The following is a 16,690-nucleotide window of genomic DNA, read 5'->3' as shown; positions in this document are numbered from 1 at the left end:
TGCGTGGCCATCATGCTGCAATGCGCCAATCACCGGAAGCCACCCCGCCGTTCCCCGCACCGGCCGCGACCGCGTTGCCCCTGCCCCCTGCGCTGCCAAAGGATGCGGCCCTGTTTTTGGATGTCGACGGCTGCCTGCTGCCGTTCGCGCCCCGTCCCGATGCGGTGAAAGTGCCGCCCGCACTGCTCGCGCGTTTGATCGTGTTGCAACAGGCCCTGGGCGGTGCACTGGCGCTGGTCAGCGGCCGCAATCTCGCCACGCTCGACCAGTTGTTCGCGCCGCAGGTGTTCGCCGCCGCCGGATTGCATGGCGTGGAGCGGCGCCGTCCCGGACACACCGGTGTTGCCGGCGATGTGCCGCCCGCGCTGGTGCGCGCACGCGATGCGGCGATCGCACTGATCGACGCGCACCCGGGCGCGCTGGTCGAAGACAAGGGCGCGGCGCTGGGTCTGCACTGGCGGATGGTCGCGCCCGAGCACAAGGCCGCGGCCGCACTCGCACTACGTGCGTTCGCCGCCGGTGCGCTCAGCGGACTGCCCGACTACCAGTTGCAGCCCGGCGACCACGTGATCGAACTTCGCCCGCGCCATGCCGACAAGGGCAGCGCGATCCTGGCATTCCTCGAAGAGGCACCGTTCGCCGGCCGCGTGCCGGTGTTCGCCGGCGACGATCTCACCGACGAGCCGGGCTTCCGCGCCGTCAACGCCCGTGGCGGCATCAGCGTGCTGGTCGGCGATCGTGCCGGCAGCGCAGCCCGCTTCCGTCTGTCCGATCCCGCCGCAGTCCATGCGTGGCTCGGTGTGCCCGCAGACCCGAACCCGGAGACTTCCCGATGACCCAACCGCTCGCCCCCAGCCTCGATCTCGGCCTCGTCGGCAACGGCAGTTTCGGCGCGCTGTTCGACCGCAACGCGCGTCTGGTGTGGTCCTGCCTGCCGGCGTTCGATGGCGATCCCGCGTTCTGCGCGCTGCTGTCACCCAAGGAAGGCCACGGCGACTGGTCGATCGAGCTCGACGATTTCGAACGCAGCGAGCAGAGCTACGTCGAGAACACCGCGATCCTGCGCACCGTGCTCTACGACCGTCACGGCGCGTCGCTGGAGATCACCGATTTCGCGCCGCGCTGGCGCCAGCACGACCGCTTCTATCGTCCGGTGATGCTGATGCGGCGCGTGCGCCTTCTGTCGGGCAGCCCGCGCATCCGCGTGCTGTTGCGCCCGCTCGCCGACTGGGGCTCGCGCGTGCCCGACAGCACCTGGGGCAGCAACCACATCCGCTACGTGCTGCCGGGTTTCAACCTGCGCGCAACCACCGATCTGCCGATCCGCCTGCTGCGCGACGGCCTGCCCTTCGTGCTCGACCGCGACCTGCATTTCCTGCTCGGCCCCGACGAGACCCTGACCCAGCCACTGCCGGAATTCGTGCGCGACGCGATCCACCGCACGACGAACTACTGGCGCGAGTGGGTGCGCTACCTGTCGATCCCGCTCGACTTCCAGGAGGCGGTGATCCGCAGCGCGATCACGCTCAAGCTGTGCCAGTACGAGGACAGCGGCGGCATCATCGCGGCGATGACGACGTCGATTCCCGAAGCCGCCGACACCGAGCGCAACTGGGACTACCGCTACTGCTGGATGCGCGATTCGGCGTTCGTGGTGCGCGCGCTCAACCGTCTCGGCGCGACGCGCACGATGGAGGAGTACATCCGCTACATCTTCAACCTGACGGTCAGCGACGACGGCGACATGCAGCCGCTCTACGGCATCGGCTTCGAGCATGAACTGACCGAAGAGACGATGCCGGCGCTGGACGGTTATCGCGGCATGGGCCCGGTGCGCCGCGGCAACCTCGCCTACGTGCAGCGTCAGCACGATACCTACGGCAGCGTCGTGCTCGCCTCGACGCAACTGTTCTTCGATCGCCGGCTGGAACACCGCGGCGACGAGGCGACGTTCCGCAAGCTCGAGCCGCTGGGCGAACTCGCGTTCAAGCTCTTCGATCAGCCCGACGCCGGCCTGTGGGAGTTCCGCGGCAAGGCGCATGTGCACACCTATTCCGCCGTGATGTGCTGGGCGGCCTGCGACCGTCTGGCCCGCATCGCCGGGCAGCTCGGCATCGAGGATCGCATTGGGTACTGGCGTGAGCGCGCCGACGGCATGCGCGAGCGGATTCTCGGCGAAGCGTGGAATGCCCAGCTCGGCCACTTCGCCGATGCCTTTGGCGGCGACCGGCTCGACGCTTCGTTGCTGCTGCTCGCCGACCTCGGTTTCGTGACCCCGGAAGATCCGCGCTTCATCGGCACGGTCGAGGCGATCGGCAAGTCGCTGCGGCATGGCGACGGCCTGTTCCGCTACGTCACGCCCGACGATTTCGGCACGCCCGAGACCAGCTTCACGATCTGCACGTTCTGGTACATCGACGCGCTGGCGTCGATCGGTCGTACGCACGAGGCGCGGCAACTGTTCGAGACCCTGCTGTCGCGCCGCAACCATCTCGGGCTGCTGTCGGAGGATCTCTCGTTCGAGACCGGCGAGGCCTGGGGCAACTTCCCGCAGACCTATTCGCATGTCGGCCTGATCATGGCGGCGATGCGGTTGTCGCGGTCCTGGCAGGAGGCCGCGTGAGCCGCCTGGTCGTCGTTTCCAACCGCGTCGCGCTGCCCGGCGCCAGCCAGAACGGCGGCCTCGCGACCGCGCTGGACGCGGCGCTCCAGGAAACCGGCGGCCTGTGGTTCGGCTGGAGCGGCAAGGTCGCACGCGCGCATTCGGGCGAGCTGCACCACCAGCAGGCCGACGGCATCGAATACCTCACCGTCGATCTGTCACGCGAGGACTACGAGGGCTACTACAACGGCTTTTCCAACCGCACGCTGTGGCCGCTGCTGCATTTCCGGCTCGATCTCGTCGACTACAACGCGCTCACTCAGGCCGCCTATCGCGGCGTCAACGCGCTGTTCGCCGAGAAGCTGTCGAAGGAACTGCGCGACGACGACATCGTCTGGGTGCAGGACTACCACCTCTTCCCGCTGGCGCAGGAGCTGCGCAAGCGTGGTGTGCGCGCACGCATCGGCTTCTTCCTGCACGTGCCGTTTCCGTCGGCGGACATCGTCGCCGGCCTGCCGCACCACGAGAAGACCTTCGGCGCGCTGTCGTCCTACGATCTCGTCGGTTTCCAGACCGAGCGCGATCTCGAACGCTTCCAGGACTACATCCGCCTGTTCCGCGGCGGCCAGGTCGCCGGCCAGGGCGATCTGCGCGACCACGACGGCCGTCGCTTCACCGCGGCTGCATTCCCGATCGGTATCGATGCCGGTGTGATCGAATCGCTGGCCGAGACCGCGGCGCGCAGCGCGACGACCAAACGCATGCACGCGAGCCTCAACGGCCGCGCACTGGCGATCGGTGTCGACCGGCTCGACTACTCGAAGGGTCTGCCCGAACGTTTCCGCGCGATCCAGCGCTTCTTCGAGCGCCACACCGACCAGCGCGGCAAGTTGACCTATCTGCAGATCGCACCGGTCTCGCGTGGCGGCGTCGCCAGCTACCGCACGCTGCGGCGCGAGCTCGAGCAATACGCCGGCCACATCAATGGCGCCCATGCCGAGCCCGACTGGACACCTGTCCGCTACGTCAACCGCACCTATCCGCATCCCGCGCTGACCGGCTTCTACCGTCTCTCGCGCATGGCGCTGGTCACCCCGCTGCGCGACGGCATGAACCTGGTCGCGAAGGAATACGTGGCCGCGCAGGACGGCGAGGATCCCGGCGCGCTGGTGCTGTCGATCTTCGCCGGCGCCGCGCGCGAGCTCGACGGCGCGCTGCTGGTGAACCCGTTCGACAGCGACGGTGTCGCCGACGCGATTGCGGCGGCGATGACGATGCCGCTGGAAGCGCGACGCGAGCGCTGGCAGTCGATGATCACCCGCATCCGCGAGTACGACATCCACGCGTGGCGGAAGGATTTCCTGTCGCGCTTGGCGGCGACGCGGCGCTGAGCCGTCGCGTTTCGCAAGATGGTTGGAGTGAAGTAAAACCCGTCATCTCCCGCGCGCGAAGGTTGATCGTCTGGTTCGCGATGCCGCGGATCGGCAGGCGTTGCTGCTGACGTTCAACCCTCACCCGACGCACTGCGTGCGTCGACCCCGGATCGGGTCCGGGGCAGGCTCTCTCCCGGAGGGAGAGGTGCTGGTCCGCTGGTGCGCGTTGTGCATCCGATAGATCGCGCGATGTCGAGCCGCATGCGCTTTGAGCCCCTCTCCCTCCGGGAGAGGGGTTGGGGTGAGGGCGCTTTTCGCGCGCTACGCAACAGAGCTCAAAAGTTCGGCGAAGCCCCGCCCTCACCCCACCATCGGCATCCGCCGATGGTCCTCCCCTCTCCCAGAGGGAGAGGGGCCAACGCGTCATCCGCCTGCGGCGGAAGACATCACATTTTCGCGGGCTGGATGATCTCCACCCAGTACCCGTCCGGATCCTTGATGAAGGCGATCGACTTCATCGTGCCGTCGGTCAGGCGCTTCTGGAACGGCACGCCGAGTTCCTCGAATCGCGCACACGCCGCGCGCACGTCCGGCACGCTGACACAGATGTGGCCGAAGCCGCGCGGGTCGCTGTTGCCGTCGTGGTAGACCGCGCCGTCCTGCGATTCGGTGCCGTGGTTGTGGGTGAGTTCGAGCACGCCCGGCCGACGCGCGAGCCATTCGCGGCGCGCGTCCTCATCATCGGGAATGCCGGCGGTGTCGTCGACCAGCGCGAGGAAGAACAGCGAGAACTTCGCCTGTTCGAAATCGGCCTTGCGCACCAGGGTGAAGCCGAGCACGCGGGTGTAGAAGTCGAGCGACGCCACCGGATCCTTGATCCGCAGCATGGTGTGGTTGAACACGAAATCGCGGGTGGCGGCGTCGCGCGGGGCGACACCCGGTACGCTGGCGAGGTCGGCAAGGCTGTGTGCGGTCATGGCACGGGCTCCTGTGGTCGGGCCGTCCATTATCGGCGAAGCCGCCGCAAGGCCGCGGTCACGCGGCGTCGGCGGACTCGGGCAGCAGCCAGCCGTGGTAGCGCACCACCGGCCCGGCCAGGGGCAACGCGGCTTCGATCTCAAACGTGTAACGCCCGTCGACATCCCGTTCGTTGCAGCGGATGTCGCGGAACAGCGCAGCGGGCAGCGGCAGCACCCCAAGCAGACGCGCCCCGGCGACGTTCCAGAAGATCGTGCCGTCCCAGGCATGCAGCACGAACCGGAAATGCACCGGCCCGATGCGCTCGCGCAATTCGCCATCGCGATGCGACAGGCGCGAGCGCATGCGCGAGGCCTTCGGCGGGGTGCCGAACACGCGTGACCAGACCTCGCCCTTCGGGCCGCTGGCGAAATCGACCGTGATCGGCGCCCCGGCCATCGCCCTCGGCATGCCCGCCAGACGCCCGCATACGCGCGACAACAGCCCTGTGCCGCGCACCACCGTCACCTCGCCGGCGTAGCGCGCCGTGCCATGCACACCGTGCAGCGCACGCAAGGCGTCGGGCAGGCGGAAGAACGCGGCGCCGAGCAGAGTCTGGTAGAGGGTCGGCGTCATCGCGCGGCAGGTCGGATCCGGGCGGCGCAGGATAGCGCCTGTGCGCCCGCTTCGATCAGTCCGGCGTTGTCGGCGTCGGCTGGCGTTGCAGTGCCAGCAGGCCCACCAGCGCGGCGAACACCGCATAGGCGGCGGCGAAGTTGAACGCGATCGCCTGGCGCAGGCCGTCGAGCTGCCACGGCAGCACCAGCGCGCCGGTCGGATGCACCGAATGGATCACGCCGAACAGGGTGGCGACGGCGGCGGCCAGCAGGGTTGCGACCGCGATGCCGGGGCGCCGGTCGACCAGCGCGACCAGCGCGGTCGCCCACAGCATCGCGGTGATGATGAAGCCGTTGCCGAGCACGACGATCGTCGCCATCTCCGGCAGGCCGTGGCCGGCATCGACCTGCGCGTACAGCGCGGCCATACGCTCCGGGTCGATCCACGCCGGATTGCCGAACTTGATGTTGAGCAGATAGGCGATGGCCGGCAGGAACGCCAGCGACACCGCGATCGCATGTTCGCGTTTCGTGCTGTGGAAGGCCTGCACGGTGATGTCGATGCCGACGAAGACGATGATTGGCGCGAGCACCGCGACCGGCAACCACTGCACGAGCCCCGACACGAGGCCGAGCATGCCGCCGACGCCGATGAACAGACCCGTCAGCAGCGTGTAACCGGTGCGCGCGCCCATGTGCTTGTAAGCCGGCTGGCCGATGTAGGGCGTGGTCTGGGCGACACCGCCGCAGACGCCGGCGACCAGCGTCGACACCGCTTCGACCAGCAGCACGTCACGCGTGCGGTAGTCGTCACCGGCCGCGCGCGCGCTCTCGCTGACATTGATGCCGCCGACGACCATCAGCAGGCCGAACGGCAGCAGCAGCGACAGATACGGCAGTGTCGCCGGCAGACCGTCGACGAAGCCGAGATTCGGCCACGGCAGTGCGGGCGCCGGCCAGCTGGCCTCCGGCAAGGCGAAGCCCGGCGACAGACCGGCGAGACCGAGGCCGTAGTACAGCGCGAGGCCGACGAGCAAGGCGAACGGCACGCCGGGCAGCCGGAACGGCACCGGCCCACGCGCGACCAGCACGTACAGCAGCAGACCGAGTGTCGCGAAACCGGCGACCGGCGAGCGCAGCGTCTCGATCAGCGGCAGGAAGCCGAGCAGCATCAGCGCCGCGCCGCCGATCGAGCCCAGCAATGCAGCCCGCGGCACGACGCGGGTGATCCAGTCGCCGGCGAACGACAGCGCGAGTTTCAGCGCGCCCATCACGACCAGCGACGCCATGCCGAGCTGCCAGGTCGCGATGCCGGCCGCGTCCGCATCCATGCCCTGCTGGCGGAACGCGACGAAGGCCGGGCCGAGCACCAGCAGCGCCATGCCGATGCTGGTCGGCGCATCGAGCCCGAGCGGCATTGCGGTGACATCGTCGCGCCCGGTGCGCTGCGCGAGGTGCCGCGCCATCCACGTGTACATCAGGTTGCCGACCAGCACGCCGAAGGCCGTGCCCGGGAACATGCGCCCGAACACGATGTCGGCCGGCACGCCGAAGATCCCGACCAGCGCCGCGGCGATGAAGCCGAGGATGGACAGGTTGTCGACGACGAGGCCGAAAAAGCCGTTGATGTCGCCGGGGACTAACCAGGAGGGCGATGCGTGCGAAGCGCGTGCGGGATTCGGCGCAGAAAACATAGCGGTCCTTGAAACTGTTCAGAAGTCGCCGGACTTGCAGCCGACGAAGCGCCTCGAGATATCGCTTGAGTCGTCATTCCGGCGAAAGCCGGAATCCAGCGCCTCATGCATCTCGTATTGACCCGCGGGCAGGGTGGGCAGCAAGCGGAAGTCACTGGATCCCGGCTTTCGCCGGAATGACGAGAATAGGATTCACGCGCAGCCGTATCTCGTCGCACGATCCAACAGGATCAAGTTCCATCACAGAAATCGTGATGAAGGCAAAACCACCTCAAAACCTCGCCGTGAACTCCACGCCCCAGGTCCGCGGTTCGTTGATGAAACCCGTCAGGTTGTTGAAGTCGATGCCGCCGACGATGCGCGCGGAGTCGGTGATGTTGCGGCCGAACACGGCGAGATCGTAGGCGCCCTGGTTCCAGTTCGTGCCCACGCGCAGGCCGCCTTCCAGCGTCGAGCGGCCGCGGAATTCCGGCGATTCGTACAGGAAGAAGTTGACCTGGCCGCGATACGCCCAGTCGGTGTAGACGTAGAACTCGGCGTCGTCGCCGACCGGCGTGGCCCAGCGCGCGGTGAGGTTGTGGATCCACTTCGGCGCCTGCGGCAGCGGGTTGCCGTCCACGAGCGCGAAGCCGTCCACTGTCGGATCGGTCACGGTACAGCCGCCGCCGCAGACCGCGACCGCGAGATTCGGGTCGCGGATCTCGGTGTCGTTGTAGCTCGAGCCCCAGGTCACCAGCAGCGTGTCGGTCAGCCAGGCCTGCAGATCGAGTTCGGCGCCCTGCCCGATCGACGTGTCGGCGTTGAGCAGGATCGCCTGGTTCGTCGCGCCACCGACGGCGATCAGCTGCTGGCCGTCGACGTTGTAGCGGAACAGGTTGAAGCCGATGCGGCCGCGGCGATCCCACAGGTCCGCCTTGATGCCGACCTCGTACGAAATCACTTCTTCCGAATCGGCGACCGAAATGCCGCCGAATGCGAGACGGCCCTGGATCGACGGTGCGCGGAAGCCCTTGGCGACACGGCCGTAGACGTTGACGTCGTCGTTGATCTCGTAGACCGCGCTGGCATCCCAGCTGATGTCGTCGACATCGGTGTTCTCGAAGAACGGGCCGCCGACCGGCGTACCGAACGGCACGGCCTGCAGCACGCTGGCGCTGAAGTCCTTCTTGTCCTGCGTGTAGCGCAGGCCGCCGCGCAGCTTGAGCTTGTCGCTGACGTCGTATTCGCCGGACGCGAACAGCGCCCAGGCGGTGTTGCGCTGTTCCTGCACGGCGTGGCCGGTCTGCGGATTGCCGGGCGCGAGGGAATCGTAGTTGAGGCTGTCGACGGTCAGTTCCTCGCGGAACCAGAACGCGCCGGCCTGCCAGTCGAAGGGGCCGTCGAGATTCGACTCGAGGCGCACTTCCTGGGTGATCTGCTTGTGGTCCGGAATGCCGTCGGCCGATTCGGCCGCGAACGGGATGAAGCCCGGGCCGGACACCGGCAGGAACGCAGCGCCGAAACCACCGTCGATGTCGCCGCGGTTCAAGGATTCCAGCGTCTCGTAGCCGGTGATCGCGTACAGGCTGTACTGGCCGAAATCCCAGCGCAGGCGGGCGCTGCCGCCCCAGGTTTCGAGGTCGGAGAAGTTGACGCCGTCGAGCGAGACCGAATCCCGATCGAAGCCGGGCACGAAGCGGTTGCTGCCCGGCTCGACGATGTTGGCCCGGAACAGGCGCGCGGTGCCGTTGAGATCGCGGCGGTGCAGATTGAACAGGCCTTCGAAGCCGTCGCCCTCGTAGAGGAACTGCACGCGCGCGGCGGATTCGTCATAGCCCTCGAAGCCGTCGTTGGGCGCTCCGGCGAGGGTGTTGCGCACCGAATCGTCGCGGCGCTGGTACAGCGCCGACACGCGCGCCGACCAGCGCTCGGTCAGCGCGCCACCGACCGCGCCTTCGAAATTCCACATGTTGTCGCTGCCGTAGGCGAGCTTGCCGTAGCCCTCGAAGTCCTGGCTCGGGCGCACCGAATCGAACTTCACCACGCCGGCCGGCGTGTTGCGGCCGAACAGCGTGCCCTGCGGGCCGCGCAGCACTTCGACGCCGGCGATGTCGAACACCGGGAACCCCTTCAGCAGCGGGTTTTCCAGCACCACGTCGTCATAGATCAGCGAAACGGGCTGCGAGGCGTTGAGATCGAAGTCGGTGTTGCCGAGGCCGCGGATGTAGAAGCGCGGAAACGCGCGGCCGTAGCTCGATTCGATATTGAGGCTGGGCACGCGGCCCGACAGGAAGCGGATGTCGGTGCCGCCGCTGCCGAGCACGCCGAGCTTCTCGGCATCGAGCGTGGTGATCGACACCGGCACGTCCTGGATGTTCTCCACCCGGCGCTGCGCGGTGACCTGCACCGCATCCAGCGTGGCAGGGCTGGCCGGCGTCGCCGCGTCCTGGGCGAAGGCCCCTGCCGGCAGCGCGCAGGCGAGCGCGAAGGCAAGTCGGGCGGGACGGAACGCAGTCGGGCGGGCGCGGCTGGACGACATCGGAGGAACCTCGGCGGACGGAAGGGAACGCGGGATGGTCAGAACGAAACGTCGGCGTGCAGCTGCGAGCGCAAGACCGACAGATGGCCGGTTTCCTGCTTCCAGGCGACGCGGATCGCCTCGATCGCGGCGGCCTGTTCCGGAGTATCGGGATGATGCACGACCAGCTCCTTGGAACGCAGGCGCGACGGCGTGGTCGCGCCCGGTGGCAGCCATTGTCCATAGACATCGAGCACGCTCAGGCCGCTGGGAAAGCGCGGCGTGACTTCGCGGTCGAGGAAGTCGAGCCAACGCTGCTCGGCAGCGGCGGCATCCTCGGCCGAGGCGTTCCACTGGCCGGTCGCGAAATACAGTTCGGTGCGCACCCAGCCCTTGCCCTCGGCCGGGCGCCCGGCATCGCCGTGGTAAGCGGCGGTGGCGACCTGCGCAGGCGGCGCCGCACCTGCCCACGGCGTGCCCGCGCAGGCGGCCAGGCACAGCGCCGCGAGCAGCGGCGGCAGGACGCGGAGATCGGCAAGAACAACGGCCATGAGGACTTCCTGGGAAAACGGCGGCCCGTCATCGTAGGGAGCCGGGGCGCCGGAAATTGTTGCGCTGCCGCAACACTGTATCGCTTTATCCGGATGGACGCATCGATAGCGTTCTGCGACTAATGGCGGCCGGCCACCGCGGCCGCGCGTCGCCGGCATCGGATTCCGCACGCACCTCCCCCCGGTCCCGCCGGCGGAGTCCGATGTCGCGCGACGCCTCTCCGCCCGCACAGGAATGTCCGTGCCGCAGTCCCTCCGCCGCGCGTCCGCGCCGCTCGCCGCCGCCATCGCCCTCGCCCTGGGCACGCCCGCGTTCGCGCAGGCCACGCCCGACGACGGCGCGACCCGACTCGATGCGGTCATCGTCACCGGCACCCGCGCGACCGATCGCACGGTGCTCGAATCGACCTCGCCGATCGACGTGCTGGACGCAGACGATCTGCGCCGCGCCGGCGCGGTCAACGGCGAACTCGGCAGCGCACTGCAGGCCCTGCTGCCCTCGTTCAACATTCCGCGCCAGTCGAACTCCGGTGGCGCCGACCACATCCGCGCCGCGCAGCTGCGCGGCCTCTCCCCGGACCAGGTTCTGGTGCTCATCAACGGCAAGCGCCGGCATGTCTCGTCGCTGGTGACCACGGGCTCGAAGACCGGACGCGGCACCACGCCGGTCGACTTCAACGCGATTCCGCTCAGCGCGATCAAGCGCATCGAAGTGCTGCGCGACGGCGCGGGCGCGCAGTACGGCGCCGATGCGGTCGCGGGCGTGATCAACATCATCCTCGATGACGGTGGCGATGGCGGCGCGATCGAAGCGAGCTACGGCGCGCACCACACGAAGTTCGAGCCGACCGACCAGCGCATCACCGACGGCCAGAGCGCATCGCTCGCGGCGAAGGTCGGCACCGCGCTCGGCGAGGACGGCTTCCTGCGCGTGGGCCTGGAATACAAGGAACTCTCGCCGACCAACCGCGCCGGCTTCGACCAGATTCCGCCGTGGGACCAGACGCCGCGCAATCTCGAACTGCAGGGCCAGCGCAACTACCAGGCCGGCAACGGCGCGGCCCGGGACATCAACGGCTGGCTCAATACCGAGATCGCGCTCGGTGACGCCGCGACGTTCTATGCGTTCGGCACCTACGCCCAACGCGACACCGAAGGCGCGAACTACTTCCGCTATCCCGATGGCGAAGCGAACTGGCTGGAGGTGTATCCGAACGGGTTCCGCCCGGTGTCGATCGGCAAGAACCTCGACGTCGCCGGCGTCGCCGGTGTGCGCACGCAGTGGGGCGACTGGGATGTCGACGCGAGCCTCAACCACGGCCGCAACGCGTTCACCTATCGCCTGCGCGATTCGATCAATGCCTCGCTCGGCCCGTCCAGCCCGACGCGCTTCAAGACCGGCGACTACGCGTTCGACCAGACGCTGGCCAACGTCGACGTCAGCCGTCTGTTCGCGCAGGGCGACACCTTGCACACCTTCGCCACCGGCGTGGAATTCCGCGTCGAGAACTACGAGACCGGCGCCGGCGATCCGGCGAGCTACGCGGCCGGTCCGTTCACCGATCGCCCGACGGGCTCGCAGGCCGGCGGCGGCCTGACCCCGCAGGACGAAGCCGACCTCGACCGCGATGTCGCCAGCGTCTACGCCAGCGTGTCGAGCAGCTTCGGCGAGAAGCTCAGCACGGATGCCGCCGTGCGCTACGAGCACTACAGCGACTTCGGCGGCGAAGTGACCGGCAAGCTCGCCGCGCGCTACGAATTCGTGCCTGCGTTCGCGCTGCGCGGCGCGCTGTCGAAGAATTTCCGCGCGCCGTCGCTCGGCCAGATCGGTTACGAATCCACCGGCACCGGCTACAACGCCGCGGGCCAGCTGATCCAGAGCCGTCTGCTGTCGGTCAACAACCCGATCGCCCGCGCGCTCGGCGCGACCGATCTCACGCCCGAACAGTCGATCAACGCGAGCCTCGGCTTCACCAGCCGCGTCGGTGAGAATTTCGACTTCTCGCTGGACCTGTTCCAGATCGACATCGACGACCGCGTCGCGCTGTCGGAAGCGATCACCAGCGATGCGCTGACCGACTTCATCGACGCGCAGTTCGGCGTGCCGGGTGTGCAGAGCGTCAGCTTCTTCACCAACGCCGCCGACACGCGCACGCGCGGCGCCGAGGCCGTCGCCAACTGGCGCCATCCGCTGGCCGGCGGTTCGCTGCTGTTGACCGGCACCTGGAGCTACGCCGACACCGAGATCAAGCGCATCGTCGCGACACCGGCCGCGCTGTCGGCGGTGGTGCCGGACGCGGTGCTGTTCGGCGTCGAGGAAAGCAACACGCTGACCGACGCCGCGCCGCGCACGCGCTCGGCGTTTACCGGCAGCTGGGGGGACGACACCTGGAACCTGCTCGCCCGCGTGACCCGCCACGGCGGCACCAAGCGCGTCTTCAACTTCGGCGGCGGCTTCGAGCCCGAGCAGGTCTACGGCGCCAAGTGGCAGTTCGATGCCGAAGCCGAAGTGCGCCTCGGCGCGCAATGGACGCTCGCCGTCGGCGGCCTCAACCTGACCGACGAATACGCCGACCTGTCGAACGAGGACATCTTCTATTTCGGCAACCTGCCCTACGACGTGCTGTCGGGGATCGGCAGCAGCGGCGCGTACTACTACACGCGGGTGCGGTACGCGTTCTGATCGAGGCGTCGCCGCCGCAGAGCGCATGACCTGCCCCTTCCCCCGTATGCGGGGCATTGCGCCCTTTACGGGTGGAAGGCTGGGATGGGGGCAAACCCTCCGAGCGCTTGACGACGGACTTCAAGCAACGTTTGGCTGAGATCGTTGTCAGCGCGTCGCTGAAAGTTCGCCCCCACCCAACCCTCCCCCGCAAGCGGGGGAGGGCTTATGCCATCCACACCAGCGTCGCGATCCGCCCTGTGCGCTGATCCCGACGATGCGAAAAGAACGTTTCGGGTTCGGCGATCGTGTCTCGATCACCGCCGTGGATCGCATCACCGCGAATCCCCACCGCTTCGAGACGCCGACGCGCGAGCGCGTACAGATCGACGCGCCAGTGACCATCGCGCGTCGCGACGAACGCGGCGTCCGCGCCCGGATCGCCTGCGACGAACGCATCACGCACCTCGGCCCCGATTTCGTACGACGCCGGTCCCGCGCCCGGCCCGAGCCAGACCCGCAGCTGCGCCGGCGACGTGCGCATCGCCGCGACCGTCGCTTCCAGCACGCCCGCTGCGAGTCCACGCCAGCCCGCATGCGCCGCGCCGATCTCACTGCCGTCATCGGCGGCGAACACCACCGGCAGGCAGTCGGCAGTGAGGATCGCGAGCACCACGCCCGCTTCCGACGTCACCGACGCGTCGGCCTCCACCAGCGCCTGCTGCGCAGCGCCTGCCGGCGCGACGAAGCGCGCGACCTCGACGCCATGCACCTGCTGCAACCAGTGCGGCGGCGAGGGCAGGCCAGCGATCACGACCAGCGCATCGCGATTGCGCGCGACCGCCTCCGGCGCGTCACCGGCAGCGCTGCGGTGGTTGCCGAGATTGAAACTGTCGAACGGGGCCTGCGACACGCCGGCGCCGCGGCGCAGCGTCGTCAGCGCGCGCACGCCGCGCGGCGCGGGCCAGTCGGCGTACAGCAGCGCACTCACCGGCGGCCCATCTCCGCGTGCTGGATCGCGTCCGCGCGCAACACTTTCAGCAGGACCTGCATGTCGTCCGGCAGCGGCGCGCTGCAGCGCACGGCTTCGCCGGTGACCGGATGTTTGAACTCCAGCGTCTCGGCGTGCAGCGCCTGGCGGCGGAAACCGCGCAGCGTCGCGATCATCTCGTCGGACGCGCCCTTGGGCAGCTTCAGCGAACCGCCGTAGAGCGGGTCGCCGAGGATCGAATGCCGCAGATGCGCCATATGCACGCGGATCTGATGCGTGCGACCGGTCTCGAGCCGGCATTCGAGCGCGGTGTGCGCGCGGAAACGTTCGCGCAGACGGTAATGGGTCACGGCTTCACGGCCGTCCTCGCGCACGCCCATGCGCAGGCGGTCGCGCGGATGCCGGTCGATCGGTGCATCCGCGGTGCCGCCCGAGACCAGCGCACCGACCACGACGGCCAGGTACTGGCGATGCACATCGCGCGCCGACAGCTGCTCGACCAGCGCGTTATGCGCTTCGAGCGTGCGCGCGACCACCATGACGCCCGAGGTGTCCTTGTCGAGCCGGTGCACGATGCCCGCGCGCGGCAGCGTCGCCAGCGAGGCATCGCGGAACAGCAGCGCATTGACCAGCGTGCCGTCGTAGTTGCCGGCGCCCGGGTGCACGACCAGCCCGGCCGGCTTGTCGACCACGATCACCTGGTCGTCCTCGAACAGCACCGACAGCGGGATGTCCTGGGGCTCGGCGGTGGTCTGGGTGTCCAGCACGACGTTCAGGCTGACGGTCTCCCCGCCCACCACCGCGTCGCGCGGGCGCGGCACCTCACCGTTGAGCAGCACTTCGCCGGATTTGATCCAGGTGGTGAGCTTGGAGCGGGAGAACTGGGGGAAGAGTTCGGCGAGCACGGCGTCGAAACGGCGCCCTGCCGCGGCATCCGGCACCGTGGCGGTGCGGTGGTCGGGGTGGTCGCTGGGGTCTTGCTGCATCGGGACGGCTCGGGTTCAGGCGGGGAAAGCCGGGCGATCCACCCGGACTGTTATTATCCGCGGTTCGTGCCCATACGCCCAATTGCCCCCATGACCCCAAGCCTCGCCTCGCCGATCCGCGCCCTGGCCCGCACCTCGATGCTTCTGTTGCTGGTTGTCATGGTCGCCGCGGGCTGCTCCCGCGACACCAGGGACGACGAGAACGAAGGCGTGCCCGTCGCCGAGCTCTACCAGAAGGGCCACGACTCGATGCGCAAGGGCAACTGGAGCAACGGCGCCACGTCGTTCCGCCGCCTGGTCGCCCAGTACCCGTACGGCCCGTATACCGAGCAGGCGCTGGTCGAGACCGCGTACGCCCACTACAAGATGGGCAACAACGAGGAAGCGATCTCGGGCATCGACCGCTTCATCCGCACCTATCCCACGCATCGCAACATCCCCTACATGTACTACCTGCGCGGCCTGGTGAACTCCAACCGCGACACGGTGTTCCTGCAGCGCGTGTGGAGCCTGGACAGCAGCCGCCGCGATCTCGCCTCGCCCAACCAGGCGTACGCGGACTTCAACACCGTGGCCGACCGCTACCCCAACAGCCGCTACGCCGCCGACGCCCGCGCGCAGATGGCCACGCTGCGCAATACCTTTGCGCGCCACGAGATCGAGACCGGCCTGTACTACCTGCGCCGCGAGGCCTACGTGGCCGCCGCGCAGCGCGCGACCTACCTGCTCGAGACCTACCCGCAGAGCGAGTACCAGAACGACGCGGTCGCGCTGCTCGCAGCGAGCTACGCCAACCTCGGCAACGACACCCTGGCCGCCGATGCCCGTCGCGTGCTCGAGCAGAACGAGCCCGATCACCCGTCGCTGACCGGCAACTGGCCGAACGAGCCGTGGAAGATCCGTCGCCTCAACCCGTTCGCCAGCGAGCGCACCGCGATCGACGTCGACCGCGACTGATTGCTGGTTGTTGGGTGAAAACGCCGCCTTCGGGCGGCGTTTTGCTTTGTGCTGTCTGCGGGCTTTGGCTTTGGCTTTCGCGTTGGCTTTTTGGCTTTCGCTCTGGCTCTGGCTCTGGCTCTGGCTTTCAGCTTTTGATTCGAATCGAGCCGTAGAGCGAGCCGAGCACCGGAGCCTGGCGTGGCCGAAGAGCAGCCCATGTCTGAGCGCAGCGAGTTTGGGCTGCGTGCCGCGTCAGGCGAGGAGCACAGGGCACCGATGCGGCTTCATCGCATCGGCTCGCGTCCGGCGAAGGGACCTTTTGGTTCCTTTTGGGTCCATCCAAAAGGGACTCGCACGCGCAGCGGGCGAAAGCCGTGCACTTGCTCGCGCCTCTTTGCTTGTCGCTTTACGACTTGATTCTTCGGCTTGAGAGAAACGAATCAACAGCAAGAGCGAAGATCAAAGACAGGGCTTCCGCGCTGTCGCGCGGCTTACTTTTGTCTTGGCAAAAGTAAGCAAAACCGTCTTCGCCGGACGCGATCCGCCGCGATACAGCCGCGGCGGTCCCCTGCGCTTCTCGGTCGACGGGGCACGCAGCCCAAACTCGCTGCGCTCAGACATGGGCTGCTCTTCGACCCCGCCGCCCTGCGATGCTCGGCTCGCTCTACGGCTCGATTCAGATCAAAAGCTGGAAGCCAAAGCCAAAGCCGAAGCCGAAGCCACAGCCGAAGCAACGACAGTCACGAAGGCCGACGCAATGCACGAGCGTTCGCCCGGCCGTAGACGTACGACGCCAGCGTCTGCGACACGGCCGACTTCCG

12 protein-coding genes are annotated in these 16,690 nt (G+C 68.2%); 5 read left to right on the top strand and 7 right to left on the bottom strand.

Going from position 1 to position 16,690, the window contains the following annotated elements:
- Positions 1-20 precede the first annotated feature (20 nt).
- Genes otsB through AC3IRM_RS03545 form a run of 3 tightly spaced genes read left to right on the top strand, consistent with a single transcriptional unit; the run spans position 21 to position 3,993 of the window.
- Positions 21-836, top strand: coding sequence for a trehalose-phosphatase (gene otsB, locus AC3IRM_RS03555; protein ID WP_489204894.1), 816 nt, complete (start codon positions 21-23; stop codon positions 834-836).
- Positions 833-2,623 carry a glycoside hydrolase family 15 protein gene (locus AC3IRM_RS03550; RefSeq protein ID WP_489204893.1) on the top strand — a complete coding sequence of 597 codons (1,791 nt, stop codon included), beginning with the start codon at positions 833-835 and terminating at the stop codon, positions 2,621-2,623. Before otsB ends, AC3IRM_RS03550 begins: the two co-directional genes overlap by 4 nt.
- Positions 2,620-3,993: an alpha,alpha-trehalose-phosphate synthase (UDP-forming) gene (locus AC3IRM_RS03545; protein ID WP_489204892.1), complete on the top strand. Its 1,374-nt coding sequence runs from the start codon at positions 2,620-2,622 to the stop codon at positions 3,991-3,993. The genes AC3IRM_RS03550 and AC3IRM_RS03545 overlap by 4 nt, the downstream gene beginning before the upstream one ends.
- Before the next feature lie 428 nt (positions 3,994-4,421).
- Here AC3IRM_RS03545 and gloA read toward each other — a convergent pair whose 3' ends face one another.
- The 5 genes from gloA to AC3IRM_RS03520 all read right to left on the bottom strand — a co-directional run bounded on the left by gloA (position 4,422) and on the right by AC3IRM_RS03520 (position 10,291).
- Positions 4,422-4,952, bottom strand: a complete 531-nt coding sequence (gene gloA / locus AC3IRM_RS03540) for a lactoylglutathione lyase (RefSeq protein ID WP_489204891.1) — start codon at positions 4,950-4,952, stop codon at positions 4,422-4,424.
- Positions 4,953-5,010: 58 nt separating this feature from the next.
- Positions 5,011-5,568: a DUF4166 domain-containing protein gene (locus AC3IRM_RS03535; protein ID WP_489204890.1), complete on the bottom strand. Its 558-nt coding sequence runs from the start codon at positions 5,566-5,568 to the stop codon at positions 5,011-5,013.
- Between the two features lie 55 nt (positions 5,569-5,623).
- Positions 5,624-7,243, bottom strand: a complete 1,620-nt coding sequence (locus tag AC3IRM_RS03530) for a SulP family inorganic anion transporter (protein ID WP_489204889.1) — start codon at positions 7,241-7,243, stop codon at positions 5,624-5,626.
- 271 nt (positions 7,244-7,514) lie between these two features.
- Positions 7,515-9,761 (bottom strand): TonB-dependent receptor, encoded by a 2,247-nt coding sequence (locus AC3IRM_RS03525; protein WP_489204888.1) that lies wholly within the window; start codon positions 9,759-9,761, stop codon positions 7,515-7,517.
- 38 nt (positions 9,762-9,799) lie between these two features.
- Positions 9,800-10,291 (bottom strand): DUF3574 domain-containing protein, encoded by a 492-nt coding sequence (locus AC3IRM_RS03520; protein ID WP_489204887.1) that lies wholly within the window; start codon positions 10,289-10,291, stop codon positions 9,800-9,802.
- 235 nt (positions 10,292-10,526) lie between these two features.
- Here AC3IRM_RS03520 and AC3IRM_RS03515 point away from each other — a divergent pair, with 235 nt between their 5' ends.
- The gene (locus AC3IRM_RS03515; RefSeq protein ID WP_489204886.1) at positions 10,527-12,974 is read left to right on the top strand and encodes a TonB-dependent receptor plug domain-containing protein; all 2,448 of its coding nucleotides are present in this window, start codon (positions 10,527-10,529) and stop codon (positions 12,972-12,974) included.
- Between the two features lie 205 nt (positions 12,975-13,179).
- Here AC3IRM_RS03515 and pgeF read toward each other — a convergent pair whose 3' ends face one another.
- Positions 13,180-13,944: a peptidoglycan editing factor PgeF gene (pgeF, locus tag AC3IRM_RS03510; protein WP_489204885.1), complete on the bottom strand. Its 765-nt coding sequence runs from the start codon at positions 13,942-13,944 to the stop codon at positions 13,180-13,182.
- Positions 13,941-14,930, bottom strand: a complete 990-nt coding sequence (gene rluD, locus AC3IRM_RS03505; protein WP_489204884.1) for a 23S rRNA pseudouridine(1911/1915/1917) synthase RluD — start codon at positions 14,928-14,930, stop codon at positions 13,941-13,943. Before rluD ends, pgeF begins: the two co-directional genes overlap by 4 nt.
- Before the next feature lie 90 nt (positions 14,931-15,020).
- Here rluD and AC3IRM_RS03500 point away from each other — a divergent pair, with 90 nt between their 5' ends.
- Positions 15,021-15,887: an outer membrane protein assembly factor BamD gene (locus tag AC3IRM_RS03500; protein WP_489204883.1), complete on the top strand. Its 867-nt coding sequence runs from the start codon at positions 15,021-15,023 to the stop codon at positions 15,885-15,887.
- Positions 15,888-16,690: the final 803 nt, after the last annotated feature.

It is taken from the genome of Luteimonas sp. KH_071, assembly GCF_057838005.1.
This window is presented reverse-complemented; position numbering and strand designations above follow the sequence as displayed.

What these genes read in the sequence shown, in the direction of transcription:
- otsB (WP_489204894.1), top strand. Translation starts at nt 21, where the DNA reads ATGCGCCAATCACCGGAAGCCACCCCGCCGTTCCCCGCACCGGCCGCG.
- AC3IRM_RS03550 (WP_489204893.1), top strand. Translation starts at nt 833, where the DNA reads ATGACCCAACCGCTCGCCCCCAGCCTCGATCTCGGCCTCGTCGGCAAC.
- gloA (WP_489204891.1), bottom strand. Translation starts at nt 4,952, where the DNA reads ATGACCGCACACAGCCTTGCCGACCTCGCCAGCGTACCGGGTGTCGCC.
- AC3IRM_RS03535 (WP_489204890.1), bottom strand. Translation starts at nt 5,568, where the DNA reads ATGACGCCGACCCTCTACCAGACTCTGCTCGGCGCCGCGTTCTTCCGC.
- AC3IRM_RS03530 (WP_489204889.1), bottom strand. Translation starts at nt 7,243, where the DNA reads ATGTTTTCTGCGCCGAATCCCGCACGCGCTTCGCACGCATCGCCCTCC.
- AC3IRM_RS03525 (WP_489204888.1), bottom strand. Translation starts at nt 9,761, where the DNA reads ATGTCGTCCAGCCGCGCCCGCCCGACTGCGTTCCGTCCCGCCCGACTT.
- AC3IRM_RS03520 (WP_489204887.1), bottom strand. Translation starts at nt 10,291, where the DNA reads ATGGCCGTTGTTCTTGCCGATCTCCGCGTCCTGCCGCCGCTGCTCGCG.
- AC3IRM_RS03515 (WP_489204886.1), top strand. Translation starts at nt 10,527, where the DNA reads ATGTCCGTGCCGCAGTCCCTCCGCCGCGCGTCCGCGCCGCTCGCCGCC.
- rluD (WP_489204884.1), bottom strand. Translation starts at nt 14,930, where the DNA reads ATGCAGCAAGACCCCAGCGACCACCCCGACCACCGCACCGCCACGGTG.
- AC3IRM_RS03500 (WP_489204883.1), top strand. Translation starts at nt 15,021, where the DNA reads ATGACCCCAAGCCTCGCCTCGCCGATCCGCGCCCTGGCCCGCACCTCG.